Consider the following 26,291-nt stretch of genomic DNA (forward strand, 5'->3'; position numbering starts at 1 on the left):
GTGTTTCCCAAATTCCGTACCTTTGTTGTATTCAATGTAGACGACATGACAAAACTTTCTGTTAATATCAATAAGATTGCTACGCTGCGCAATTCCCGTGGCGGAAATGTGCCGAATGTACTCACTACAGCGCTCGCTTGCGAACGTTTCGGCGCACAGGGTATCACCGTCCATCCCAGACCGGATGAAAGGCACATCCGTTATCAGGATGTATACGATCTAAAAGCGAATATTGTTACGGAGTTTAATATTGAAGGAAACTGTCAGGAACACAAATTTGTAGACCTCGTGCTTGCAAACCAACCCACACAGGTTACCCTAGTGCCGGATGCATTAGGACAGATTACATCCAATCATGGGTGGGATACGTTGAAACATCAGGATTATCTCAAAGAAATGGTCAAAATATTTAAGGACCAAGGTATCCGGGTATCTATATTTGTCGACCCCGAGGAAGATATGGTGGAAGGAGCTGCAGAAACCGGAACAGACCGGATCGAGCTCTACACCGAAGCCTATGCAGCCGACTACGGCTATGACAAAGAAAAAGCTATCGAACCGTATTTTAAAGCAGCTGTTAAAGCCCGTGAAGTGGGTTTAGGATTAAATGCAGGACATGATCTTGACTTGAATAACCTTGCCTACTTTAATCAGCATATCCCTGACCTGCTTGAGGTAAGTATTGGTCATGCGCTGATAGCTGATGCGTTATACCTCGGGTTAGAGGAAACGATTAAAAGGTATTTAGCAGCGTTGAAGGTTTAGTTATAGATTTTATCTTACTTTTTCCTCTTTCTTTACTATCGCTCGAGCCGCGAAGGGGCTTTTTGTACTTTTTGACCGCAAAAAGTACCCAAAACTCGTCGCTGTACCGGCTCGCTACATCGTCTCTTCCTTCCTACCATCCGCGACCCGCTGAGGCGACATTTTTAGTGCTTGTACGGGTTCTGCTTTTTTTCTCAAATCCTGCCTACCGCAGGCAGGCTAACATCTGACGTCTCACGTCTCAATACACAGATCTAAATAATATCGACTAAAACCTGACCGTTGCGCACATCCAAGGACGTTTCCGTAAACAAACGGCATAGGATGCTGTAGCGTAAAAAATAGAAGAAGTCCGATAAGAATGGATTTAAGAAGTGCAGCGAAGCGGAACGGCTCAAATACATTCCGGATTTCGAGCTATTTTTAGCGTAACAGTATCCAAGCCTTGACTTTTTTGCTTCGTTTTTTTGTCAAGAAAAAAATGAAGGGCCCTCCCGGCCCAAGGGAACATTAATTAATCCCCTTAAAGATCCTGTTCCAACGGATTTTAGTCAGGAAGCTACCATCTTTATCCCAGCTCATCCAGGTAAATAACGCTTTACCGACGATGTGATCCTCTGGCACGAAGCCCCAATTGCGAGAATCTAAAGAGTTATGTCTGTTATCTCCCATCATCCAATAATAATTCATTTTAAATGTATAGGAGTCTGCCTTTTGGTTGTTAATGAAAATTTCATCCCCACGTTTTTCTAAAGTATTACCTTCATATACCGTTATCGCACGGGCATATACAGGTAACGTCGTGCTATCCAACGCTACAGTCCACCCTTTTGCCGGTACCGTCATTGGTCCGAAATTATCAAAATTCCAAGCAAAATCCTTATGATGCGGATACGTGTCGCCGCGTACCTCATCTGCCTGCTGCACGATTTCTACCACTTGCTTCACATTCGACCAGCTCTTCACCAAAGCTGCTTCTTCAGCGGTGATATATAAAACGTATATGCCATTTGCCGGGTCGGTGGACATGCTATCCATCTCGAAGCGGTATTTTTTAAAGATATCGGTCGATAAACCATAAGGATCGGTATACACAATATAAGAAGCCTGCATTTCCGGCGGAACAAAACCAGGTTGTCCGTTCACGATGAGCTTGGCTCCCTCCATCTGAATGACATCTCCCGGAATGCCTACACAGCGTTTAATGTAATTTTCACGTTTATCAACAGGTCGTGTGATGACCGTAAACTGCGCATGCACTGCTTCCTTCCCCAATCCCCGCACATAGTCATAATAGGTAATCGCTTCGTTCTCTTTCACAACCGTGTCTCCAGCAGGGAAATTGAAAACGACGACATCATTACGTTTAATTTCCTGGAAACCGGGCAAACGCTTATAAGGAAGCTGAATAAGCTCCGAGTAGGCTTTCCCTCCGGTAACAGGCATCGTATGGTGTGCGAAAGGAAAAGCTAATGGAGTATTCGGGATCCGCGGACCATAATTCAGCTTACTCACAAACAGAAAATCGCCCACAAGCAACGTTCTTTCCATCGAGCCGGTCGGAATCATATACGCCTCGAGAATAAAGCCGCGTATCAATGATGCAGCCACTGTAGCAAAAATAATAGCATCGGCCCATTCCCGGGCTACAGATTTTTTATAAGGGTACTTCTTCTTGAATTCCTCTGAATTTGTCTGGCCTAAGTATTTTACGTTGGGATCTCTCCCCCACATCGGTAGAACAACGAAAGGAAACACGACGGCAGCGGCATTTTCCCAAAACCGACGCTTACCAAAGGCTTTGACAAAGTCCAGATAAAAGCCGTAGAAAATAAAAATATTAACAATCGGAACGAACAACCACACAATCCACCACGTCGGGCGTCCCACCAACTGCGCCATTACATATTCCCTGTAAAATGGGACGATTGCCTCCCACCCCTGCTTACCTGCTTTCCGAAAAAGCAGCCAGAGACCATATAACGATACGACTGTTAAAACTCCAAAAATAATATACCACATGGATTAAAAATAAAAAGTCAAAATTAAAAATCAAAAATATCGGTAACCTGATAAAATCCCTTTTTCCCCTGTAACCATTCCGCTGCGACTACTGCTCCCAGAGCAAATCCGTCTCTATTGTGGGCGGTATGCTTAAATTCGATCTGATCAACTTCTGAGCTATATAATACCGTATGTGTCCCCGGAACCTCCTCAATCCGTAAGCTCTCAATCAACAATTCATCGGGCTTAGCGATAACTTCTTCGCCACTCCCCACGAGTTCGTTTACCCAAGAAGACTTCGAGCTGTTATTTTCCAGGATGCCCTCAGCAATAGTAATTGCTGTCCCGCTTGGCGAATCCAATTTATGAATATGGTGGATCTCTTCAACCTGCACATCATATTGTTTATAGGGGGCAATGGCTTTGGCCAACATCCGGTTGATATGGAAAAAGATATTCACACCAATACTAAAATTGGATCCGTACAAGAGTGACCGACCATTTCGCTGGCATGTTTCTTTGATCCCCTCCAGATGTTCATACCAACCCGTTGTTCCTACGACAAGCGGAAGATCCGCTTCAAAGCAAAGATTGATATTCTCCAACGCCGCATGAGGCGTACTGAAATCTATGGCAACGTCTGCACCCGCCAGATCCTCTGCGGTTATTTCGGAGCGATTATGTTCATCCACAATAAGGACCACTTCATGGCCGCGTTTGACAGCAAATTTTTCAATCAACTGCCCCATTTTACCATATCCAAGTAAGACTACGTTCATAAATTGTTATTCTTGTTTACAAGGGTTATTTATTTTATATTCATGGTTAACCTGATCCCTGGAATAAACTGCCTTCCCAACGGTGCTGCAAACCCCAGTTGGTTGGTCATGGGCAACATCGTAGGTGCCATTTTCAGTGCCAGATCGTCTCCTATATCATATCTAAATTTTAAAATAGAGGTCGTATATGCCTCTACAACATTCAGCCCCCACCATCCGATGGTGGCCAGAATAGTAAGATCCCGGTTACGACGCCCATAATCTTTCTGTCGTATCAGATAATCCAATTGTTGGATACGTGCAAGATCCGGATCGTTGACGGCTCCATTATTATTAATACGGTATGCAGCCTCATCGCCAAACTTTTTATAATACCACTGCCAGTAATCAAAGATGATCACAGCACTCACGAAGCCCCCATAAATCACAGGAACCTTAATCCACCACAGACCACCATTGGTGTACTGCCCCCATCCGGGCAGAATAAGAGACCTTTTCCAGGCTATCCTCGAAAGCTCTTCTATCGCAAGCCGTGTCGAATCTTTCAGGATATCTTTGTAATAATATTTTTCCCGCTCTTTTTCTGCCTTTAATCGTGCTCTCCGTTCCTTCCGGGTTTCTTTTTTGACCGTATCCTGAGCATTCACAAGCGTATCCATCGCCATATCTACCTTAGAAGTATCCAACTGAGGTGGAATAGAATCCTGCTCTTGCCCTATCGCGTAAAAAAAGCTACAACAAATAAGCAGAAAAATAAATACGTTTTTCATTACCAATCGAGTAGCTCTAAAATACGGCTCAGATCGTCTTCCGAATCAAAAGGTATTTCAATGGCTCCCTTACCCCGGCTATTTTTCATATTCAACCGCACGCGCGTAGAGAATTTGGACGCCAGATCATCTTCTATCTTTTGGTACTGGAAATCCAGTTGTTTACCCACATTTTGATTTTTCTTGGGTTTGGTCTGCTGTTGAATGTTGCGGACCAAAATCTCCGCCATACGTACAGAAAGCCCCTTGTCGATAATTTCCTGAAAAACGTACAGTTGCTTATCAATTTCGCCGACATTAATCAATGCCCGTGCATGTCCCATCGAAATCCTCCCGTCACGAATCCCGGCCTGAATAACAGGTGGTAGCTTCAGTAGTCGGAGATAATTCGTTACCGTCGACCTATTTTTGCTGACCCGTTCGCCGAGCTCTTCCTGTTTGAGATTACACTCCTCAATCATCCGCTGAAAGCTCAATGCCACCTCAATAGCATTCAGGTTTTCACGCTGAATATTTTCGATAAGTGCCATCTCCAGCATCTGTTGATCGTTGGCGGTGCGAACGTAGGCCGGTATCTCCGTGATGTTGGCCAGCTTAGAGGCCCGCAGACGGCGTTCACCGCTGATAAGCTGATATTGATTTTTTCCAACCTGCCGTACGGTTATGGGCTGTATGAGCCCTTGTAGCTGGATGGATTTCGCCAATTCCGATAGCGCTTCTTCATCAAAGTCAGCCCGTGGTTGAAATGGATTTACCGCAACATGGTCAATCTTTATAAAGTTTATACTACCTACCGCCGATGTCCCCGCAGGTTCTGATCCTCCTTTTTGTGCAACATCTGCTTTAGCGGGCATTTTCAGGTCATCTTGCAGCAAAGCCCCTAACCCTTTTCCCAATCCTGTTTTTCGTTGTAATGCTGCCATATATTACACTATAGCTTGTTCTTTATTATGTTCAACTAATCCATTTTTATGCAAGATCTCACGTGCTAAATTCAGGTAATTAATAGCGCCTTTACAGGAAGCATCGTGCATAATAACGGAAATACCAAAGCTCGGTGCTTCACTCAATCGTGTATTACGTTGAATAATGGTCTCGAACACCAATTCGTTAAAATGGGTGCGGACCTCTTCCACAACCTGATTGGAAAGACGTAAGCGCACATCATACATCGTCAACAATATACCTTCAATCGCTAAGCTCGGATTGAGACGATTTTGGACAATCTTAATCGTGTTCAACAGCTTACCCAGTCCTTCCAAGGCAAAATACTCACATTGCACCGGGATAATCACCGAATCAGATGCGGTCAAAGCATTAATGGTGATCAATCCCAAAGAAGGCGAACAGTCAATAATGATGAAATCGTAATCTTCTTTAAGTGCATGAAGCATTTTCTTCATCTTATATTCCCGCTCATCGAGATTAATCATCTCAATTTCCGCTCCCACAAGGTCGATGTGTGCCGGCAATAAATCCAGATGAGGCGTCTCTGTCGATTGAATGGCCTCCTTGGAATCCAAATCATTAATCAAACACTCATACACACTCGATTTTATCACCCGCGGATCAAAACCGATACCAGAAGTAGAGTTTGCTTGTGGATCGGCATCCACCAACAAGGTCTTGTATTCCAGTACAGCCAAGCTCGCCGCAAGATTAATCGAAGTTGTTGTCTTCCCCACTCCCCCTTTTTGATTTGCTATCGCAATAATTTTTCCCATGAGATTACGAACCTTTTCTTTCTTTGTTTTATTCTAAGCTTGCACCAAATTTACATTCAGACGATAAACGAAATGCTTAAATGATGTTAAAATTATTAATTTTGAACCCTCTTGAGTCAGAACTCAGGATGCTAAGATACAAAAAATTGATTTACGATTTGTTAAAGTCGTATATTGATTAAAATAAGTTACAAGTACACAATGAATTTGATTATTTCGGGAACTAATAGACTGGGGAGTAACTCTTTAAAAGTGGCTAATTATTACCGCCAAGAGCTGGAGAGAAAAGGAGAAACATGGGATCTGCTGTCGTTGGAAGATTTACCGCACGACCTGATTTTCACCGACCTTTACAACAAACGGAGTGAAGCTTTTCTCCCCATTCAAGAACGTGTTTCCAGAGCAAAAAAAATCATTTTTATCATCCCTGAATATAACGGCAGCTATCCCGGCGTTTTAAAAGTTTTTGTCGACGCCTGTACTTTCCCGGTCTCGTTTCACCATAAAAAAGCAATTCTGGTAGGTGTATCGTCCGGAAAATATGGAAACATACGGGGGGTTGATCACTTCACGGGCGTATGCAACTATCTACGCATGCATGTCTTACCCCTTAAAATACATATTCCCCATATTCAAAATGAGCTTAACGATGAACAGGTTCTCATGGATAATACAACCATCAAATTCGTCAATGAGCAAATTGAAGAAATACTAGCTTTTTAAGACGCTTTACATTTCCCATCTTTTCTTCGGGACACACACGATATCTGCTGTCTTTTTCATAATAAGGGGGCGGGAATCAAATCGGCTCTCCAACACCAGCGAATCAGAGGAATAATAAGCAATTTTAAACCGGGGGAGATATTGCCCATGCTTATAACATCCTGATATTTTTTGCTTGCCGTTTTCTTTGGTGTACACCCCTTCGACGATCATGCTGTCTCCGCGCACGACATATACAGCTTTGGCATATTCTGTCCATTGGCCACCCTTAAAACAACTGTCGGGCATGGTTTTAACGCTGGCATGTACATACATAGTGGCATACATGGAATCACAGGTGAAACGCAACTCATGTAGCGTATAACGGAGCATATCTTCCTGCCCCGGAATACTATCTTGTTGCCAGACCCCCTGCAAAAAAGCTGCCCCCTCCTCCTGCATATCCGAATGCCGCTGGCAGGACAAAAAAGCGAAAAGCACACCTATACAAAGGAATAGATGTGCTTGTTCACTATATATTTTAAAGCTGTTGTACAACGTTGTTATTTTAAGCTTCCAACCATATCTTCCGGCTTCACCCACTCGTCAAACTGCTCTGCAGTGACGTAACCCAAGGCGATAGCCGTCTCCTTTAGTGTGGAATTGTTGCGATGCGCCGTTTGCGCAATTTCCGCAGCTTTATAATACCCGATTTTGGTATTCAACGCCGTTACTAACATCAAAGAATTATCGACTAGTTCTTTGATACGTGCATAATTCGGTTCAATACCTACTGCACAATGCTCTTCAAACGACACACAAGCGTCGCCGATTAAACGCGCCGATTGCAAGAAATTCGCCGCCATCACCGGTTTGAACACATTCAGCTCATAATGCCCTTGCGTGCCACCGATTGTGATCGCCACATCATTGCCCATCACCTGTGCTGCCACCATCGTCAAAGCTTCACATTGTGTCGGGTTAACCTTCCCCGGCATAATCGATGATCCCGGTTCATTTTCGGGTATGATGATCTCACCTATACCCGAACGCGGACCTGAAGCCAACATACGGATATCGTTTGCAATTTTGTTCAGCGATACGGCCAGTTGCTTTAATGCGCCATGTGTCTCCACGATAGCATCGTGTGCTGCCAGTGCTTCAAACTTATTCTCCGCCGTGACAAACGGATGCCCGGTGAATTGGGCGATATATTTCGCAACGACGACATCATAGCCAGCAGGGGTATTCAATCCGGTACCCACTGCAGTACCACCCAGCGCCAGTTCAGACAAGTGCGAAAGTGTATTTTTCAAAGCCCTCAAACCGTGATTTAGTTGGGCGACATATCCGGAAAGTTCCTGACCCAATGTTAGCGGAGTAGCATCCATCAAGTGGGTACGACCTATTTTCACCACGTTCATAAACTCATCCGACTTCCGTTTTAAGGTGTCACGGAGTTTTTCCACACCGGGAATAGTCACTTCGACGACGGCTTTATATGCAGCGATATGCATACCTGTGGGGAAGGTATCATTGGACGACTGTGATTTGTTGACATCGTCATTCGCTTTTAGCACAGGTTCCCCTTCTCCTATCTTTCCGCCTGCCAATACTTGTGCACGGTTGGCAACAACTTCATTGACGTTCATGTTGGATTGTGTTCCTGATCCGGTCTGCCAGATGACCAATGGAAACTGATCGTCTAATTTTCCAGCTAATATTTCGTCGCAAACAGCAGCTATAGCATCGCGCTTTTCGATCGACAAAATACCCAATTCATGATTCGCATAGGCTGCTGCCTTTTTTAAATAGGCAAATCCTTGAATAATTTCACTCGGCATGGAAGCGGCCGGACCAATCTTAAAGTTGTTGCGTGAACGTTCAGTCTGTGCACCCCAATATTTATCGGAAGGCACCTGAACTTCACCCATGGTATCTTTTTCTATTCTGAATGACATGATATGAAGTAAAAAATTAAAAATTTCTGCTCCACAAAGTTAGGGAATTCCCAAGAGAATAGGGAACGTTTACATGCCTAATCTTTTCTGCACATAGTCTTGAACATGATGGAAAAGTTGCTTCGGCCGTAATGCCCGCCAGGGTATCTCATTGAGGAGTCCTCCAAAATTGATATAATAATCAATGTGGTGCTGTGCAAATTCCGCAACAACGTGATCCCGAAAATGCAGGGCAGCTATCCACCCGTCTTCAATATCCTGAAACCATTCTTCATAATATGAATCGTCCGAAGCATGGAAATTTAAAACATTTTCACCGATAAGGATAAATTTTGTAATTCCGTCGCCGATCATCGTATCGATCACTTCCCGCTTCAGCAACATGATATCATTGTATATCGCGTCATTCCACTCTCCGATCAGTTCGATAACCGTATATTGACGATCATAATCGACATAGAGAACCTTAAGGTAAAGCGTATGGGAACCAAAATCGTCCCACTGCGGATGTAAGAGGAAGTTATAGATTTGCTTATCGAACTCAAACTCGTTATACACCACGCCATAAAACGGGGATCTTTCATCTTCCGATGCAATGTAATCATGACGCCAATTGTAAAAGGGTTCGATCTCGTGCATAAATGTTTGTTAGATATCAAACTTAGATAAATTTGACGAATAAGTTAAATTAACTGTTTATTTTTGCAGCTAAATGCAAAGAGGTACAGGTCGTAATATTTTCGTGGCTGCTACGTATGGCGCTACTTTATTACTCGGGCTAATACTGGGTCAGAACTACGCCGATCAGCAAGGTAGCAAGCCCGTAAGCACGCTGGTACCGATTGGCCTTTCTGATCATTCTTACAAAATCCAACAAGCGCTGGATCTGATTATTCACAGCTATATGGATAGTTTGGATATCGATTCGCTACAAAATGGTGCTATCAACCATATCATCGCTCATTTGGACCCTTACTCTTCTTACCTCCTACCCAATGACACCCGTGCCCAGACAGAAGCCTTGGAGGGTACTTTTGAAGGCATCGGATTGGAATATTTTAATCTAAATGACACCTTGTTAGTTGTCGGACTCATCACTAATGGTCCCGCAGAAAAAGCAGGTGTTAAAGTCGGTGACCGCATCCTTCAGATAGACTCCACACAAGTAACCGGTCAAAGCCTGACACAGGCCGTCATAAAAAAATTGATAAGAGGAAAAAAAGGCACTCCGGTTTACCTGCAGGTTATCCGAGAGGGCAACCTCATAGAAGCCCCCATCACAGTCATACGCGATCAGATCCAGGTCAGCTCTATCGATGTGTCCTATATGATCGAACCAACCATCGGATATATCCGCATACGTCGCTTTGGATTGAAGACAGCTCAAAATTTCAAGACCGCTATTGCGGATTTAAAAAAGCAAGGCGCAAGTCGTCTTATCTTGGATTTGCGCGACAATGGTGGAGGGTATTTCCATATTGCGATTCGCGTGGCGAACGAATTCTTCAAAGACAAAAAGCTCATCGTCTATACCGAAGGGGCACACGAACAAAAGCGGGAGTATTATTCGGAGGGCAACGGTTCGTATGCGGAAGGGAAACTTATCGTGCTGATTAATGAGGGCACAGCATCCGCTGCTGAGATTCTTTCGGGTGCCCTACAGGATTGGGATAGGGCCACCATCGTCGGACGCCGGTCTTATGGCAAGGGTATTGTACAGGAACAATTTGACTTTGCGGACGGTTCGCGAATTAACCTGAGTATTTCCAGATACTATACCCCTTTGGGGAGAAGCATCCAAAAGAAATATATTCCAAATTGGTCCAACATGACCGACTATGCCCATATGTATAAAGGCCTATGGGCGTTAGATACCACATTGGCACAGACGCAAATGTTTGAAACGACAGAAGGAAAACAGTTGTTCAGCGGCGGCGGCATCACACCGGACCTCCATGTATCCGTAGACTCCAACACTCTCAACCTCCTCTATCAGGAAATTGTAGGCTCCAGTTATTTGGAACAGTTTGTCTACGAAAGATTTACCCGGCGCTTACCCGCTTATTCCATTGAAAATTTTCTTCAAGGCTACCATTTACCACAACAGGAATACGACACATTTATTGACTACTTAGCAAAAAAAGGCTTTGTCATTAACGAGCGGAAGCAGGAAGATTTATTGGAGCTGATCCAAACGGATATCGAGGCCATCGTAGGACGCTATTACTTTGGGCGCGAAGCGTATTTTAAAGTGAAGAACCGTACGGATGACTATGTCGAAGAAGCATTAACCCTGCTCAAACCTTTACCTTCTGACACGTTGTCTACAGATTTAGACTCAAGTCTGCCCAAATAGGATAATGATCGGACAAGCGTTCCTTGATAATACCATAATTATCGACGTGAAAGCCTTTATCGCAGAAGATATAGTCAATCTGAAATAGAGGTAGCAGGGTATAGTGTGTCACACCCCAACCAAATCCTTTCTGCTGAAAAGCATTCCACATCCCCTTACCGATCAAATTCACGCTATACGACATCGGCGTATCGTTAAAATCACCTGCCACGATACAGGGGTAGGGGCTACTTTCGATATGCTTACGTAGCGATTTGGCCTGTTCGCTTCGATGCCTGAATGCCTCTCGGAGCTTCCGCCCTATACGTTTGGTCCCCTGTTCGTCGTGTACCTGTCCACTGGCCGATTTCTGAATGAGCTCCTTATCTTCTTCCTGTAAAGCGAATGAGCGCAAATGCACATTGTATACACGGAGGGTATCTACCTCTCGTTTGATGTCTACGAAGATGATCCTATTGACGCCATAACCGTGTTTCGATATGGCTCCGGAATGAATGATCGGGTATTTTGAGAATATAGCCTGTCCATACCCTTCGAACTCATTCTTTACATAGGGTTCAAAATAATAGTCTTCAAAACCTGCTTGCCGATTCAATATGCGTGTAAATTGCCTTTCGCCTTTAATGCGGCTATAAAACTCCTGAAAGCAAACAATATCCGGGTTTACAGCATTCACCAGCTCCACGGTTTCCCCCTTGAAATTATGATCCGCGCCGACTTCTTCAAAATGTTGAAAGAGGTGCGCATTGAAGCTCATCACCCGAAGGTTACTATCGGCTTTGACCACAATTTTGGCTTCATTATTTTTAAAGTTAATATGCTGATTGAGCAAATTCCATCCCACTAAGATAGCGATAAGACTCACAAGCATATACCTTCTTTTGCGAAGCAGCCAGTATACGACAAAACCAAGATTGATAACCAAGATCGGAAGATACGCTAAACCAAAAAACGCTATGGGCCAAAAAGAAACCGGATCGATATACGCTGCGCAATAGCTTAGCAATAAGACCACTACCGCTCCTATATTGGCGAACATCACCGCCTTACTAAAATAGCCAAGTTTATGTCTATCGAATCGCTCTGCCATTACTCCTCTTGCTTACTCGCCCTAAAAAGTATCTCCTTCTCCCGTGATGTTAGATTATCATAACCACTTTGAGAAATTTTATCCAATATCTGGTCTATCTCCTCCTGATTCGGTAAATCATAAGGGTGCTTTCTACGGAATGTACTCCCCTGCTCTTCCTTTTTATGGATTACCTGGAGCTTCCTGCGTTTTTTCACCTGTAAGATCATGCTCCAGTCCTTGCCGTTTTTGAGTTGATGCATGAAGACCACACCGAATATAATCATCGCCATATAAGGTACGATAGCTTGTGTATTTTGGAGCCCGGTAAACAGCAGCTCTAAAGCAAGGTAGACAAGGGCGATTGTTCGAAACTTTACGTTGCCGAAGATAAAAAGCCTGACCTCCAGAGTAGGTACGAGGATAGCGATCCCGCTAATCAATGCCGCCAGTCCAAATGCAGTCGTATTCCAATAGGCACCACTGCTCAGCGTGCCCAGTTGTCCCATGAGTAGATAAAATATGGCGCCCCCCAACAGCCCGCCACCGAACACAAACCAAAACTGACGACGGTTCAGAAAATTCAAAAACATATTACCGATCCAGTACAGCCAGAGGCAGTCAAATAAAATATCAAAAATACCGGCGTAGATAAACGGATGTGTCAGAATAGACCAAGGTTGCTGGACAAACGTCACAAACGAGCCCGGTAGACTCAGTTGTCCAAAAAAGAAAGAAAATAAATTTTTATCGGTTATTTCTGCAAAGGCAATCAGCTCAAAAAGATGGATCAGCACGAATAGGACGACCTGACCAGTTATGATAAAAGGAATCGGAGAGGATGTTTGGTACGTATCCCGCAAAAATGATTTGACGACATTTTCCCTCATAACTGCTTTGTCTTAATAATACCCTCTTTTTATCCGCCAGGCCTTAATCAGAATAAAGCCAAACAAGGCCCCACCTACGTGGGCCAAATGGGCTATCGATGATCCGGAGTTGTTAAAGCCCAGATAAATCTCAATCAATATGTATGCCCCAACGAAGTATTTCGCCTTGATCGGTACAGGAATAAACATAAAATATAAGGGCATGTTTGGAAAAAGGTAGGCAAAAGCCAACAATAATCCAAAAATCGCACCCGAAGCACCTACCATGGGCGTCGTATAGATCGAGGCCAACGTATCAAAATCACTTTGCGAAATATTCAGCTGTGTAGACATTCTATTTTGCACCAGATTAAACTCCATATATGAGCTTGCCCGGAAAGTCCCCGCAATATGCTGTACTTCGAAAGCCTGCACTCCATATTGGAGCGCCAAAGCCCCCAAACCACATATAAGATAATAATTCAGGAAACGCTTGGAGCCAAACATCTGTTCGATAATGGAACCAAACATCACCAGCGCAAACATATTAAAGAAAATATGGCTTATTCCCCCGTGCATAAACATATAGGTAATGGGCTGCCAAGGTTTAAAAAATGGCGAATCCGGATAGTAAACACCAAAAAAACGGGTAGCAGGCTCAAATATCATGGATCCGATAAAGCAGATGACATTCAGGATGAGGAGATTTTTGACGACGGGTGATAAATTAGACAACATATTATTCATCTGTTTTACAAATCAAGTTATAGCTTATTAAATTTTTCCAAGAGCTCCTGCAACGTAAAGGTCACAAGCGTAGGCTTACCATGTATAGACGTATTCGGGCTCTGACAGGCAAACAGTTTGTCGATAATTTCTGCCATCTCGTCATTGCCCAAGGCCGTCCCCGCCTTTAATGCCGCACTTCGGGCCAGACTTTTGGCCAGGTTTTCGCGCTTACTGATCTTCAGTTCCGATTTATTATTTTTGACATCTTCCAATAGCTTTTCGATAACGGCAGTTTCGTTTACATTATTCCCCAGATCTGCCGGAATACCATCGATGATATAGGTTGTTTTTCCAAAAGGCCGGAGCTGAAAGCCTAAAGTCTGCAGGTCCGGAAGCAACTCAGACATCAGCGCAAAATCAGCCGCATTCAGATCCACCGTTACGGGAAATAAACTCTGCTGGCTCGTTCCCTTATGCCGATCCAACTGATCTACATATTGCTCAAACAGTATTCGCTCATGTGCTGCCTGTTGATCGATCAGGATAAACCCAGAATGGATCTGCGATACAATATATCGGTTATGTATTTGAAAGAACTGTTTCCTGCTCTCGGCAAACTCCCCAAACTGATCCTCTTCATTCCCCTTCGGAGTGAGATGCAGTTGCTCCACCTGTTCCTGCTCCGTGATCTGATAGAGCGTATCCCAATTTTTAGGAATATCGGCCTTCCGTTCCAACGTCGAACTATATTGCCCGGCTCGTGATACGCCCGGCGAGCCCGAAGACACTTCATCCGTATCAAAAGGATTAAAGTTCGGATTAAAAGTTATCGTGGGTACCTGTATCTCGTCCAAAGGCTTGGGTGTAATGAAATTACCGAAACTCGTCTCCTGATCAAAATCCAAAGAAGGAGCAATATTATAACGTCCTAATGACCGCTTTACCGCAGACCGTAAGATAGCATATATAGCCCGTTCATCTTCGTACTTAATCTCCGTCTTTGTGGGATGTACATTAATATCAATCTTACTCGGGTCTATTTCGATAAACAGTACATACAACGGATAGGTGTCCGCAGGAAGGATATCTTCATACGCATTCATGATAGCATGATGAAGATAGGGGTCTTTTACAAAGCGTTTGTTGACAAAGAAAAACTGTTCGCCCCGTGTCTTCTTCGCAAATTCCGGTTTACCCACAAATCCGTTGACCGTGAGAATGGTGGTCTCCTCCTCCACCGGCACCAGCTTTTGGTTGTAATTATTTCCAAAGAGATGGATAATCCGCTGTTTTAACGCGCCCGGCACGAGATGGAAAAGCTCATTTCCTTCATTATGTAAGCTAAAAAATAAATCGGGATGTGCCAACGCCATACGTTGAAATTCATCGATAATATGGCGCATTTCGACGGCATTGCTTTTTAGAAAATTGCGTCGGGCGGGTACATTATAAAATAAATTTTTGACAGCTATACAGGTTCCTACCGGAACTGCTTCGGGCGACTGATCGACCACACGCGAACCTTCGATCTGTATGACCGTACCCAGTTCATCCTCCGGGCGGCGGGTTTTGAGCTCTACATGTGCAATAGCCGCTATGGAAGCCATGGCCTCACCCCTAAATCCCATTGTCCGTATAGCAAACAGATCTTCAGCCTTACGGATTTTACTGGTTGCATGTCTTTCGAAACATAGGCGCGCATCGGTGATACTCATCCCATGTCCATTGTCGATAACCTGAATAAGTGATTTGCCCGCATTGCGAACGATAAGCTGAATACGATCTGCACCGGCATCTATCGCATTTTCCATAAGCTCTTTAACAGCAGAAGACGGTCGTTGCACAACTTCTCCCGCAGCAATCTGATTCGCGACGGCATCTGGTAGTAATTGAATGATATCAGACATACCCTGCGAAGTTACGAAAAAAAAGAAAGCCTATAGGAATTCGCACCAAACCGCGTTGTGTTTTTTACAACGTAATCTGCCGCTTGATACTTTCTTCCAGAGAAATAATAGTTTCCGTACGTTGGATCCCTTTAAGGCCCTGTATATCTTCATTCAACACCTTACGAAGGTGAGCGGTATCTCTACAGATAATTTTGGCAAACATACTGTATTGACCCGTGCAATAATGCAACTCTACAACCTCCTTCACCTGTCTAAGCTGCTCCACGGCATCTGCATACTGTGAGCCCTTCTCTAAATATATACCAAGGAAAGCGGTAATATCAAATCCGACTCGCTGTGGATTAATAATTAGGTTTGAACCGTGTATTATACCCAATTCTTCCATTTTTTTCATGCGAACATGAATAGTTCCGCCAGAAACAATAAGTTTTTTTGCTATTTCGGTATAAGGAGTTGATGCATTTTCCATTAAAATGGACAAAATCTGAACATCAAGGTTGTCTAAATCGTAATTTGAATAACTTTTTTCCATAAAAAACGGATATTTCTTTATTTTCTTATGCTTTTATTTGAAATTTTTATAAAAATAACAATTTTTGGATAAAATATTTGCACTTTTTTGATGAATAACATAAATTTGTATCAACAAAAGAGATAAAACATGACGAAAACATAAAATATCTCAAACAAAAGTGTATGTTACTCCTCAAATAACATAGGTTTATAATTGGTTAGCGTAAAAGTCCTCCGCCCGGAGGGCTTTTACCATTTTATTAACCTCTTATTTAAACCTCAGTTTTTATGCTATTATCAAAATATCAACAAAAATGCATATTTTATTTTTAATTTCTGAAAGTTACTTCATAGGTTTTTGAAACATTTAACACGAAGTAAAGCCCTCAACAGGGGAAGAGAGAATAAAAACAGAAGAAACGCAATTATTTGATCAACTTCGTATCATCGGAAGATTTTAAAAGGTTTTGTTTGAGCTCTTGTTCGGTTTGCAACAACTCCTGTTCCACCACTTTACGTTTTTCACGACCATCGCGTTGGATTTGTAACACCTGCTCTATGGTATGGATGATATCCGCATTGGCTTTCTTGATAGTTTCTATATCCACAATCCCGCGTTCTGTTTCGCGGGCCACATTAATGGTCGACTCCTTCAGCATCTCGGAATTCTTACGCAGCAACTCATTAGTCGCATCCGTCACTGCCTTTTGGGCTTCCAAGGCCCGTTGGGAATGTGCGATGCCCAAGGTTAAAACCATCTGATTTTTCCAAAGTGGTAAGGTGTTCACGATACTGGATTGAATCTTTTCCATCAGCGAGCTGCTATTGCTTTGGATCATGCGTATCTGTGGCGCCGTCTGCAGAACGACCATACGGGTCAATTTCAGATCATGTATTTTACGCTCAAAACGCACCACATGCTGCTCCATATCCTTATACGCTTGTATTTTGTGCTGATCACCAGTTTCTTCCGCTTCCTGCTTCAACTGCGGCAGCACCGTGTTGTGCACCTCCTGCAGTTTTTCCTCACCGGCAGCAATATGCAGCGAAAGCTCTTTGAAATAGTTTTGATTTTCCACAAAAAGCTTGTCAAAGATATTAACGTCTTTCATCAGGTTCTTATAATGACCCTCAAGCTTTAGTTCGATCTGATGGATATTCTTCTCAACCGACGCATATTCCGTACGCATGCGCCGAATTTTCTTTTTTAGCGAATCAAAGAACGGGATAAGAGGCTTTTTATTCAAATTTTCATCAAACGACTTGAGGTCACCACGCAGATTTAGCAGCACGTCTTCCGCACCGCCCATATCTTTTGTGCGCACCTGTTTTAAAATTTCGTTCGAAAAGTTGCTGACCTTGGTTTGACTGGCCACACCATACTGAATAATGTCAGCCGTCGAGGTCAGGTTGATCTTATCCTTATACTGTTGGATAAGGGCTTTATCTTCCTCGGAGAAATTTACCTGAATATCCTTGCCTTTGTCCTGATTTCCGTCATCGTATGTCGTCAAATCTATTGTTGCCATAAATATCGTTTTTTATTCGTCTTTTAATAGGTTTCTATTCTTAAGGGTTTGGATATACACCTCCGACTCTGCCGATACATCCAATAACCGGGATTTTATCAAATTCGTCACGTCCATTTCGATAGCCGACGCAGCCTGGGCGATCACTCCTTCCAATTTCTTTCTGGATTCCATCGTCACGGTATTGTGCAGTCGTGTATTCTCCAGCGCATCATACTCCCGCAAGATATTCACCACTGTGCCATGCCGGACTAAAAAACGTTCTGCCTCCTGTGTATCTTTCTTTTCCAACAGTTGAAACAGCCGTACAATACTATCGACATGGTTCTGTATACTTTTATTATTGATTTCCTTTTTATAATACAGCAATTTCGAGATGAAGGTCTGGGGTGTTTCCATGGCTCGCTGTGCTAACTCCAGCTGACGTTGTTTCCCGACGCTGTCTATCCAGGTCAGCGGGCGCACCTCGGCCAATTCCAGCCGTTGTAGATAGGACTTGGCCTGCCGCAACAGCAATCCATTTCCCACAATATAAGAGGTCAGAAATCCACCTATGGTCAACAACATACCTTGGGATAAGGCTCCCCAAAAAATGTAGAAGGCATACATCAATCCGATTTCACCCAATAACAGCACCCACGCCAGCGCATACCAGGCCCTGACCTTACTCTTGGTCGCCTGAGACATCATGACAAAAGGGTGAATATGAGGGATAAAAAGCAGAATGGAAGCGAAAGTCCATCCCAATTTGCTTAGCTCCCAGCGCCTGCTTTTTTTTGTTGCCCAACCCATGGTGCAATTTAGCTATTTTTTGTGGAAGTGTAGGACAAAACTTTCATGAGAAGAGGGTATCTCCATGTTTGCCGAAAGACAAATTCAGAGATACCCTCTTCCTTCAGATGGATACTAAAACTTAAAACGGCAGATCGTCGTCATCTGCACCTGATGAGGTGATATCTACAGGCGCAGGCATATCGGCATAACCCGGAGCAGGGGCTGCCGCCGCCGTATTGGCCAATTTTGTCACCCGCCATGCAACAAGGGAGTTAAAGTATGTCGTCACTCCTTCTTTGTTCGTCCAGGGACGTCCACGAAGGTTGAACGAAACTTCAATATCTTCACCTATAGTTAGGTTGTCAAAAATATTCACTCTATCCTGGGTTGCTTCAAAGCGGATGTACTCCACAAACTGGGGATTCTCGGCATATGCAACGATTAAGTCTCTTTTTTTAAAAGTATCGGTAACTTGTTGGACCGCACCTATCTCATGTACTTTTCCTCTAATTTCCATAGTCAAAATTTTATTAAAGGATAAAAATACACATTTTTTGCGTTTTAGATTACCTAACTTTGTAGAAATATGAAGGAAGTTTTCAACACCCCCCGTAAAACCATCGTGACGTGCAACAGAAGATTGTCACCGTATCTTGACCAAGAAATCCGGGCACTGGGCTTCGAGCCTAAACGTGTTTTCAACACGGGTGTCGAGGTCTTAACTTCGATAAATGACTGTATTCGGTTGAATTTAAACCTGCGTGTGGCCAGCCAGGTTTTATATGAAATCGCTTCCTTTCCGGCAAAAGATGCGACGCAGCTGTACCAAGCGCTAATCCAAATCCCTTGGGAAGAGGTTATCCCTTTTGATGGCTACTTTTCGGTAACGTCCAATGTTCACAATGAGACCATAACAACACCCCTTTTTGCGAATGTCAAAGTAAAAGATGCCATCGTAGATCGGATTAAAGATAAAAAAGGTGTACGCCCGGACTCTGGACCAGACCTCTCCAAAGCGGTCATACACCTACACTGGATTGATGAGCGGGCGGAGATTTTTCTGGATACTACGGGTGAGACTTTAGCGAAGCATGGTTATAGGAAACACCCGGGGAAAGCCCCGATGTTGGAGGCCTTGGCCACATCCACACTACTGGCCACAAAATGGAACAGTAAAGAACCTTTTGTGAATCCGATGTGTGGGTCGGGAACACTAGCCATCGAAGCAGCGTTAATGGCACAACACAGGATGCCGGGGTTGCAACGAATGAATTATTCTTTCATGCACTTTATCGGATACGATGAGGAAGTGTTTTTCGAGGAACGGCGGCGACTCAAGGAAATCACGCAAAAGAACAACCTGCCCGTTATCATCGCCTCAGATATCGCCCCCGAAGCGATCGCCATTGCCCAAGCGAATGCCCGTACCGCCGGTGTGGAACACCTTATTCAGTTTGAAGTGTGTGACTTTGCCGAAACGACCATACCGGAGGAAGCCGGTGTCATTATGTTCAATCCAGAATACGGAGAACGATTAGGGGTACACACAAAACTGGAACTTACCTACAGCCGGATCGGTGATTTTATGAAAAAGTCCTGCAAGGGTTACCGTGGATATGTATTCACAGGTAATCCGGAACTGGCAAAAAAAATAGGACTCAAAGCTTCCCGACGTTTTGAATTTTTCAATGGAAAGCTTGACTGTCGGTTATTGCAGTATGAGCTGTACGAGGGCTCCAGAGATTAAAGCATAATTTATTTCTGTATAAAGGTTTTTACAAACAACGGCATTTTTTTTAATATTTCTTCGTTAACTTCGGTTGGACAATCAAACATCCAATCTTGAAAAGTCTTTTTCTTTCTTTATTTAGCCTGTTCATTGCTTTCTCCGTAAAGGCGCAGCATGTCGATTCCATAACTTTCTGCAAGCAGGTATGGCAGGAGCAGCACGTCAAAAAGGGAATTGTCTGGAAACAGACCCATTTTCAACATCTTTTCGGGGGAGAACAGGAGATTAATCTTATTGAAATAGACCTCAGGCGACACCTCAAAAACCTACGGTTGGCCGGACTGTCCATAGGCACAAAACTTAGCTCATCTTTTGCACAGGAAAAGAATGCTATCGTCGCCTCCAATGGCGGTTTTTTTAATACAAAGATCGGCGGTGCGCATGATTTCATTAAAATCAACGGCACTGTTGTCAATGTCAGCAGTAACAAGCATCCTCGAGCTAACGCCTATTTGGCATTTGATAAGCGAACTATTCAAATCATTCCGCAGACGAAAGATAGTCTCCGGGAGACCGCATTAGACAATGTATTGCTTTCAGGCCCGTTGTTACTGGATGATGGCCTTCGGATAAATATCAAGAACGACAAATTTAACCGTAACAAGCATCCACGTACAGCAATCGCTTTGAAAGACCATACTCTTATCTTGTTGACAGTAGATGGACGCAATAAGAAATCGCACGGATTGAGTTTACATGAGCTTAGCCAACTTTTGGCATGGTACGATTGTGATAAAGCGATGAATCTCGACGGAGGCGGTAGCACGACTTTATACATAAAAGGCCAACCTGACGATGGTATTGTAAATTATCCTTCGGACAACAAGACTTTCGATCATCAGGGAGAAAGACCGGTGGCCAATATTATCTATATCAAAGATTAAAAATCATAAACAGATGAAGCTATATTCCATAACAACAATGATCCTTATGTGTGCCACATTGGGAGCTTGCGCCCAGGCACCGAAAATTATTGCGCACCGCGGCGCATGGAAAAACACACAAGCTCCTCAAAACTCTATCGCCTCCTTACAGAAGGCTATCGAACAGGGTGTATGGGGAAGCGAATTTGATGTCCACCTCACTAAGGATAATACCCTTGTGGTTTGCCACGACCAGGATTTTTACGGTATTGACATCGCGACAGCCACTTATGAAGAGCTGTTGACAAAAACACATCCCAATGGTGAAAAAATTCCAACTGCGGAAGCTTATCTTCGGGAGGGCCTTAAGCAAAAAAACACGAGGCTCATTTTTGAAATAAAATCGAATAAGCTCGGGGTCGACCGTACATTGGAAGCTACAGAAATGTGCTATAAGCTGGTAAAAAAACTGAAGGCAGAGAAAGAAATTGTCTTCATCGCTTTTAGTTATCCTGCCTGTTTAAAATTACGTGAGCTGGACGCAAAGGTAAAAATACAATATCTCAATGGAGATAAAACGCCTGAGCAGCTAAAACAAGACCGCATCTATGGTCTGGATTATAACGCAGGGGTATTGAAAAAAAACACACAATATGTAGAGCAAGCCAAGAAATTGGGTATAAAGACAAACGTTTGGACTGTCAACACGGAAGAAGATATGCAATACTTTATACAGCAGGGTGTGGATTACATCACGACAGACCAACCTGAACTGCTCAAGCAAATCTTAAAAAAATAACATGAAAAATCTTACGTTGGTCATTTTTCTGAGTGCCCTCACATTCCTTGTACACGCGCAAGACTTACATGTGGCGACCTACAATATCCGACTGCAAACAAAAAGCGATACGGGAAATATGTGGGACGACCGTAAATATGCGCTGTGCCAAGTCATCAAGTTCCATGAATTTGATATTTTTGGTATACAAGAGGCTTTTGATAGTCAAATGGAAGATATGCATGCTTTGCTTCCTCATTATAAACATATCGGGGTGGGCAGAGATGATGGCAAAAAGAGAGGAGAACACTCCGCTATATTTTATAACCCGTCCCGGTTTGAACTTCTGCGGGCGGGTACATTCTGGCTATCGGATAAAAATACCGAAACGCCCAATAAGGGATGGGATGCGGCACTTCCACGAATCTGTACCTGGGGTGTATTCAAAGATCGTAAAAACGGACGCTCCTTTATCTTCATGAACACACATTTTGATCATAAAGGGAAGATTGCCCGAGAAGAAAGTGCAAAACTGCTTTTATCCAAAGCGCACACACTTGCAGCAGGCTTACCGATTATCCTTACGGGGGATTTCAATGCTGACGAAAAAAGCCAAGCCTATCTTTCCTTGGCCAACAGCGGGATAGTCAAAGACACGTATACACTGGCACCCCTTGTCTACGAACCAAATTCTACGTTTAACGGATGGGGCCGGAGTATCAGACCGCAACAACGTATTGACTACATTTTCGTGAGTTCGGCTTTTACGGTCAAAAAGTACGGCATCCTTACCGACACGTATCGTGGTAAATATCCGTCGGATCATTTTCCCGTAATGAGCGTAATCCAATGGTAATACTTTAAGCTTTTTAACGTATTTTTGCGCCAAAAGAAACTTTAAAACGACGATGAGAACGTTATACCTCCTTGCCATCGCCACCTTCATGGCACCTTTTTTCATAAGCTGTGACACCCTGAGTCAAGTTGCTACAAATATGCCACAAACAACCCGCGGCACCTCGACCGGAACCAAAACAACTGGAAGTTCGGGCACGATTACGCAAACTGAAGCTGCCACCGGCATTAAACAAGCACTGAGCAAAGGACTTAACAACAGTATTAACACTTTATCTGCACAAAACGGTTTTTTAGGCGATGCCGTGGTCAAGATACTTATGCCACAAGAAGCCCAACAGGTCGAGAAAACACTCCGTTCGATCGGTATGGGTTCGTTGGTTGATAATTTCATCACCAGCCTCAATAAAGCTGCAGAATCGGCTGTAAAGGAAGCAGCACCTGTCTTTGTCAACGCTTTATCCCAGATGACGGTTACTGACGCATTTAACATTTTATTGGGAAGCCAGCAAGATGCAGCAACGTCCTTCTTTAAAAGAACGACTTCAGCCACGCTAACCGCTAAATTTAATCCGATCGTGGAGTCTGCATTAGGAAAGAATAATGTCTCGACGTATTGGACACAGCTGACAACAGCTTACAACAATCTGCCGCTGTCCAACCAGAAAATACAGACAGACCTGAATGCTTATGTCACACAGAAAGCAATCGACGGACTGTTTGTAAAAGTAGCTCAGGAAGAACTTAAGATCAGACAAAACATCGGAAACGCCCGCAGTTCGGGTATCTTAGATAAAGTTTTCGGATGGGTGGACCAGCAAAAATAGTCCACCACATCATTTCTATCAATACAGTTGATTGAAAATCAACTTAAATGTGCTGTGTGTTTGAGCGCGGAAAGTGACTTCGGGTCCAAATACAAAAACTTTTCCCTTTCCTAAATCTGCGCGATAGGCTGCTACGGTATTCGCTAAATGCTGCTGCCCTAGCGCCCAGCCGCTTTTCAACGCGTCAGGGCTGTCAAAAAAGAGCAGTGCCTTCAGGTTATATTTCGCAGCCCCCTTACCCCAGGTAAAAACAGGGCTATTGCCAAAATATACGTCGACCCTATCCTCCAGACCGCTTGTTGCCTTATCATCCGTTGACACGCTTACTGTCATCACACTACCCGGAATATAAAATTCCTGCTTAGACAACGCAAGACGCTTGCCGTCGACTACCTTCGTCAGCGCATTTTCCTGAGGAATACCCAAATGCTTGGCCAAATAACTGCTGCTGCCTATGAGGATAAGTTTACCACCGTCATCTACGAACTGTCGGATTGCCGGCAAGGAATAATCGGAAGAAAAGCGCCCTACTCTGTCTCGGTATTTCTCAGGGATAGTAGGGCTACCTTGACCGTCCGCTGATCTCTTCTTTAACGTTGATGTTATCCCTCCTCCTGGAAAGATGATAACATCGTATTTATCCCGCAATGCTCCCCGGTCGATATCCGGATTATAGATCACGTCAAAGTCATAGTCGAAATCTTCCAAGAGCCAGCGCATCCACCCCGACTTCATGGAACCTCCATACGTATCCCAAAGTGCGATACGAAGCGGGCGTGCAGGTGTGGTATCTTGAGGTAAACGAGTCACAGGCTCGACGCTATAAGCGACCGTCGTATGCAACTCTTTCAGCAGACTTTGGTTGACCGCATTGTTTTCAATATAAAAATCACCGTTCGTATCGGTGTACGCCGTACCTTTCGACCGGAGCACATTATTCAGGAGTTTAAAATTGTCGTTAGCGGCCGTACTCAACTTCAAATACTTGCCTTCAACAGCATATTTTGAATCAAATGGAATAAGCTTCCCTCTTTCCAGACGGACAAACATATTTTCCGCAACAGGCGTTTGGATCCTGTCGAATTTGACACCCATAGTATACGCCAATGTCCACCCAGCTGCATCATACGGCGGGATAGGAGGTCCACCTTGATATTCAAAATCATCCGGATGGTTCTGCGGCTCAAACATATCCAATATATGAGGACGGAAAGCTTGGGCCAAACGTACGACATAACTTCCCGCGGGATAATTTTCTCCTTTCAGCCCAAAGGGCTTATCTGTTCGCTCGACCTGTATACCCGCCAAAATCAATCTGTTGATAAATTTAATAGCCGTACCGAAATCCGGCTGATCCGAAGGGATAACATAGGCCACGGGATCTCGGCGGCTTTTGTCTTCTTTCAGCACATCAAACCATTTGACGGGCACTTTTTTAGTGGTATTCAGGTTAGAAACCTCTTTTAAATACTGAATCTGACTCGGGTTGATGGACAGAGACGGTTCCATTCCTCGCTTGATAGAATTTCGTCCCATTTTATAGATGTTGTAAAGCAGATCTTCCTTATTATTAGCCGCGTAATGCAGTACAGCCATATTGAGGGATACCGAATAATCGATCGATTTCTTAAAATTCCAGGTCTGCGGATGTATTGGATTAGGCGAATCACCATTAGGCAATATCCGGTTGTATATCAAGGGTGTACTGCTCGGGTTAGGTCCACCAATAATTTCGGTCAGGATACCGATCATGTTGTGAAAATAAACCGAAGTGCGGAGGCCACCATTCCACCACGTGGAAAATTGGGAAGCGCCACGCTGCCCATAACCGGGTTTATCTTCCACATTCAAACGGGTGTGCATCGCCGCGCCTATGGCATCCAAGCTGGTCACAAGAATGGGATCATATACGTAATTAAAGGGATCCCGATAGGGTGGACCAACCACAACTGTTCCTGCTGGCGCACTTTGATGATGATTATAGACGATCTGCGGGATCCAATCTACGAACAAAGGCTTCGCCATATTACGCGATTCGGCCATATTGAACATGAAAAAGTCACGGTTATTATCGTGGCCTACATATTTCTGGTACAAGACAGGTAACTTTTCCATTTTTCTCCGACTCGGTTCTTTCTCCCGCATATACCAATTGCCGACCAGCTCATGCCCGTCGGGGTTTGCATGAACAAAAAGGATAATCACGTTATCCAATATTTTTGTGACCTCGTCGTCTTTCCGGCTGACCATCTGGTATAGCGTCTCGATCAGCTGATGGGTGGCCACCGTTTCTGTAGCATGTAAGCCCCCATCGATCCATACGACGGCTTTACCCTCCTTTGCAAATTGCCTTGCCAATGAATCGGACATTTTTGCCAATGCCAGGTCTTTGGAAATAGTTTGATACCGCTGTACATTTTTTAGGTTTTGTGGCGAACTGACCACGAGCATATACTGATTTCGCCCTTCTTCGGTCTGACCCAAGTTTTGAAGTAGAACCCGATCCGATAGATCAGCAAGCTGTTGAAAGTACGCTTCGGTCTGCGTATAATTGGTAAGATGGTAATCATCGCCTATATGAAATCCGAAATGAAGCTTAGGACTGGGAATCGTCGTCTGCGCTTTTGTACTTCCTCCAATAAAGTAAAGGAGCATCCACGCTAAACATAAAGAGTATCTCATCGGTATTATTATTTATCGGTATTTAGTTCATAATTATGCCGCG

Annotated in this window: 25 protein-coding genes; 8 read left to right on the forward strand and 17 right to left on the reverse strand. The window is 43.8% G+C overall.

What is annotated here, in order from left to right:
* The first annotated feature begins 45 nt into the window (after positions 1 to 45).
* Complete coding sequence (locus G5B30_RS02165) at positions 46 to 765, forward strand: pyridoxine 5'-phosphate synthase (protein WP_165318308.1); 720 nt, start codon at positions 46 to 48, stop codon at positions 763 to 765.
* A gap of 510 nt (positions 766 to 1,275) precedes the next feature.
* Here G5B30_RS02165 and lepB read toward each other — a convergent pair.
* From lepB to G5B30_RS02190, 5 genes are read right to left on the reverse strand one after another with little or no spacing between them, the layout of a single operon-like run.
* Positions 1,276 to 2,787, reverse strand: a complete 1,512-nt coding sequence (gene lepB, locus G5B30_RS02170) for a signal peptidase I (RefSeq protein WP_165318309.1) — start codon at positions 2,785 to 2,787, stop codon at positions 1,276 to 1,278.
* 23 nt (positions 2,788 to 2,810) lie between these two features.
* Positions 2,811 to 3,548 carry a 4-hydroxy-tetrahydrodipicolinate reductase gene (gene dapB / locus G5B30_RS02175; RefSeq protein WP_165318310.1) on the reverse strand — a complete coding sequence of 246 codons (738 nt, stop codon included), beginning with the start codon at positions 3,546 to 3,548 and terminating at the stop codon, positions 2,811 to 2,813.
* A gap of 29 nt (positions 3,549 to 3,577) precedes the next feature.
* Positions 3,578 to 4,318 (reverse strand): DUF5683 domain-containing protein, encoded by a 741-nt coding sequence (locus tag G5B30_RS02180; protein ID WP_165318311.1) that lies wholly within the window; start codon positions 4,316 to 4,318, stop codon positions 3,578 to 3,580.
* Positions 4,318 to 5,241, reverse strand: coding sequence for a ParB/RepB/Spo0J family partition protein (locus G5B30_RS02185; RefSeq protein ID WP_165318312.1), 924 nt, complete (start codon positions 5,239 to 5,241; stop codon positions 4,318 to 4,320). Before G5B30_RS02185 ends, G5B30_RS02180 begins: the two co-directional genes overlap by 1 nt.
* 3 nt (positions 5,242 to 5,244) lie before the next feature.
* A complete protein-coding gene (locus tag G5B30_RS02190; RefSeq protein ID WP_165318313.1) occupies positions 5,245 to 6,042 on the reverse strand; it encodes a ParA family protein in 798 nt (265 codons plus the stop codon).
* A 201-nt stretch (positions 6,043 to 6,243) separates the two neighbouring features.
* Here G5B30_RS02190 and G5B30_RS02195 point away from each other — a divergent pair, with 201 nt between their 5' ends.
* Positions 6,244 to 6,765: an NADPH-dependent FMN reductase gene (locus G5B30_RS02195; protein ID WP_165318314.1), complete on the forward strand. Its 522-nt coding sequence runs from the start codon at positions 6,244 to 6,246 to the stop codon at positions 6,763 to 6,765.
* A gap of 6 nt (positions 6,766 to 6,771) precedes the next feature.
* On the opposite strand, the gene G5B30_RS02200 is transcribed toward G5B30_RS02195, so the two are convergent.
* The 3 genes from G5B30_RS02200 to G5B30_RS02210 form a co-directional block, all read right to left on the reverse strand.
* Positions 6,772 to 7,245: a fumarate hydratase gene (locus tag G5B30_RS02200; RefSeq protein WP_317164302.1), complete on the reverse strand. Its 474-nt coding sequence runs from the start codon at positions 7,243 to 7,245 to the stop codon at positions 6,772 to 6,774.
* Positions 7,246 to 7,307: 62 nt separating this feature from the next.
* On the reverse strand, positions 7,308 to 8,705 hold the full coding sequence (gene fumC / locus G5B30_RS02205) for a class II fumarate hydratase (protein WP_165318316.1): 1,398 nt from the start codon (positions 8,703 to 8,705) through the stop codon (positions 7,308 to 7,310).
* Positions 8,706 to 8,774: 69 nt separating this feature from the next.
* A complete protein-coding gene (locus G5B30_RS02210; RefSeq protein WP_165318317.1) occupies positions 8,775 to 9,344 on the reverse strand; it encodes a hypothetical protein in 570 nt (189 codons plus the stop codon).
* 73 nt (positions 9,345 to 9,417) lie between these two features.
* Here G5B30_RS02210 and G5B30_RS02215 point away from each other — a divergent pair, with 73 nt between their 5' ends.
* Positions 9,418 to 11,061, forward strand: coding sequence for a S41 family peptidase (locus tag G5B30_RS02215; RefSeq protein ID WP_165318318.1), 1,644 nt, complete (start codon positions 9,418 to 9,420; stop codon positions 11,059 to 11,061).
* Here G5B30_RS02215 and G5B30_RS02220 read toward each other — a convergent pair.
* The 8 genes from G5B30_RS02220 to G5B30_RS02255 all read right to left on the reverse strand — a co-directional run bounded on the left by G5B30_RS02220 (position 11,030) and on the right by G5B30_RS02255 (position 18,971).
* The gene (locus tag G5B30_RS02220) at positions 11,030 to 12,151 is read right to left on the reverse strand and encodes an endonuclease/exonuclease/phosphatase family protein (protein ID WP_165318319.1); all 1,122 of its coding nucleotides are present in this window, start codon (positions 12,149 to 12,151) and stop codon (positions 11,030 to 11,032) included. The genes G5B30_RS02215 and G5B30_RS02220 overlap by 32 nt on opposite strands.
* Complete coding sequence (locus G5B30_RS02225; RefSeq protein ID WP_165318320.1) at positions 12,151 to 13,020, reverse strand: rhomboid family intramembrane serine protease; 870 nt, start codon at positions 13,018 to 13,020, stop codon at positions 12,151 to 12,153. The genes G5B30_RS02220 and G5B30_RS02225 overlap by 1 nt, the downstream gene beginning before the upstream one ends.
* Positions 13,021 to 13,032: 12 nt before the next feature.
* Complete coding sequence (locus tag G5B30_RS02230) at positions 13,033 to 13,737, reverse strand: rhomboid family intramembrane serine protease (RefSeq protein ID WP_165318321.1); 705 nt, start codon at positions 13,735 to 13,737, stop codon at positions 13,033 to 13,035.
* Positions 13,738 to 13,763: 26 nt separating this feature from the next.
* Positions 13,764 to 15,635 carry a DNA mismatch repair endonuclease MutL gene (gene mutL / locus G5B30_RS02235; RefSeq protein ID WP_165318322.1) on the reverse strand — a complete coding sequence of 624 codons (1,872 nt, stop codon included), beginning with the start codon at positions 15,633 to 15,635 and terminating at the stop codon, positions 13,764 to 13,766.
* 64 nt (positions 15,636 to 15,699) lie between these two features.
* Entirely contained in the window at positions 15,700 to 16,170 is a 471-nt protein-coding gene (locus G5B30_RS02240) for an Lrp/AsnC ligand binding domain-containing protein (RefSeq protein ID WP_165318323.1), read from the reverse strand.
* A gap of 406 nt (positions 16,171 to 16,576) precedes the next feature.
* Positions 16,577 to 17,680, reverse strand: coding sequence for a toxic anion resistance protein (locus G5B30_RS02245; protein ID WP_165318324.1), 1,104 nt, complete (start codon positions 17,678 to 17,680; stop codon positions 16,577 to 16,579).
* Between the two features lie 12 nt (positions 17,681 to 17,692).
* Positions 17,693 to 18,472: a hypothetical protein gene (locus G5B30_RS02250; protein ID WP_165318325.1), complete on the reverse strand. Its 780-nt coding sequence runs from the start codon at positions 18,470 to 18,472 to the stop codon at positions 17,693 to 17,695.
* A gap of 121 nt (positions 18,473 to 18,593) precedes the next feature.
* Entirely contained in the window at positions 18,594 to 18,971 is a 378-nt protein-coding gene (locus tag G5B30_RS02255) for a DUF3127 domain-containing protein (RefSeq protein ID WP_165318326.1), read from the reverse strand.
* Positions 18,972 to 19,040: 69 nt separating this feature from the next.
* On the opposite strand from G5B30_RS02255, the gene G5B30_RS02260 reads away from it, so the two are divergent.
* From G5B30_RS02260 to G5B30_RS02280, 5 genes are all read left to right on the forward strand, one after another.
* Entirely contained in the window at positions 19,041 to 20,201 is a 1,161-nt protein-coding gene (locus G5B30_RS02260) for a class I SAM-dependent RNA methyltransferase (RefSeq protein WP_165318327.1), read from the forward strand.
* Positions 20,202 to 20,296: 95 nt separating this feature from the next.
* Entirely contained in the window at positions 20,297 to 21,127 is an 831-nt protein-coding gene (locus tag G5B30_RS02265) for a phosphodiester glycosidase family protein (RefSeq protein WP_165318328.1), read from the forward strand.
* A 13-nt stretch (positions 21,128 to 21,140) separates the two neighbouring features.
* Positions 21,141 to 21,905, forward strand: coding sequence for a glycerophosphodiester phosphodiesterase (locus G5B30_RS02270; protein WP_165318329.1), 765 nt, complete (start codon positions 21,141 to 21,143; stop codon positions 21,903 to 21,905).
* A 1-nt stretch (position 21,906) separates the two neighbouring features.
* Positions 21,907 to 22,740 carry an endonuclease/exonuclease/phosphatase family protein gene (locus G5B30_RS02275; protein WP_165318330.1) on the forward strand — a complete coding sequence of 278 codons (834 nt, stop codon included), beginning with the start codon at positions 21,907 to 21,909 and terminating at the stop codon, positions 22,738 to 22,740.
* 52 nt (positions 22,741 to 22,792) lie between these two features.
* Positions 22,793 to 23,566, forward strand: coding sequence for a DUF4197 domain-containing protein (locus G5B30_RS02280; RefSeq protein ID WP_165318331.1), 774 nt, complete (start codon positions 22,793 to 22,795; stop codon positions 23,564 to 23,566).
* Positions 23,567 to 23,584: 18 nt separating this feature from the next.
* Here G5B30_RS02280 and G5B30_RS02285 read toward each other — a convergent pair whose 3' ends face one another.
* Positions 23,585 to 26,248, reverse strand: a complete 2,664-nt coding sequence (locus tag G5B30_RS02285) for a M14 metallopeptidase family protein (RefSeq protein WP_165318332.1) — start codon at positions 26,246 to 26,248, stop codon at positions 23,585 to 23,587.
* Positions 26,249 to 26,291: the final 43 nt, after the last annotated feature.

It is taken from the genome of Sphingobacterium sp. SGG-5, from assembly GCF_011043525.1.
Taxonomy (GTDB): domain Bacteria; phylum Bacteroidota; class Bacteroidia; order Sphingobacteriales; family Sphingobacteriaceae; genus Sphingobacterium.